The organism is Novosphingobium sp. HR1a, from assembly GCF_015594425.1.
GTDB classification, from domain to species: Bacteria; Pseudomonadota; Alphaproteobacteria; order Sphingomonadales; family Sphingomonadaceae; genus Novosphingobium; species Novosphingobium resinovorum_A.
On sequence record NZ_JABXWS010000155.1, the window covers coordinates 1 to 636 of the forward strand.

Consider the following 636-nt stretch of genomic DNA (forward strand, 5'->3'; position numbering starts at 1 on the left):
ACCGATCAGACCGGTCGCGGCATTGGCCGCCACGGCAAACGCGCTCGTACCGATGGCGAGGTGCGCGTCGGGAACGCGCACCAGATACACCATGAGCGGCACGGCGAGGATCGAGCCACCGCCACCGACGAGCCCGAGGGTGAATCCGACCAGGCTGCCGGACAAGGCGCCAAGCAGATACTGGATTGGTTCGAGGATCATGCCGCCTTGCCGATCTCGTGTGGAGCGGCCATCCACTCACGGCCTTTCAGCATGCCCTGCCAGTAGATCGGGGGCAGCATCCGCTCTTTCAGGAACCACGCGGTGCGCGTCGGACGCGTTCCGTCCAGCAGCCAGGATGGGAAGCTGGGCAGCAGCTTTCCGCCATAGCCGAACTCGGCGAGGACGATCTTACCGCGTTCGACCGTGAGCGGGCATGAGCCGTAACCATTATAATCGGCAACGGGGGGTCTGCCGTCGAGCGCGGCCAGCGCGTTGACTGCGACCACGGGCGCCTGGACGCGAGCAGCAGCGGCGGTCTTGGCGTTGCTGGTGCCAGCGGCATCGCCAAGGCCAAAGATGTTTTCAAATCGCTTGTGCCGCAGCGTAGTCTCGTCGACCTCGACGAAGCCGCTCGCAGCCGCAAGCGGGCTATTT

Annotated in this window: 1 protein-coding gene and 1 pseudogene; both read right to left on the reverse strand. The window is 65.1% G+C overall.

The genetic code is table 11. The features are described 5' to 3' along the window. The coding region (locus tag HWN72_RS30780) for a TSUP family transporter (protein WP_211152338.1) at positions 1-201 on the reverse strand (201 nt) is incomplete at its 3' end. Then, positions 198-636: pseudogene (locus HWN72_RS30785) on the reverse strand (pyridine nucleotide-disulfide oxidoreductase); the annotation flags it as partial. The pseudogene HWN72_RS30785 and the gene HWN72_RS30780, both read right to left, overlap by 4 nt.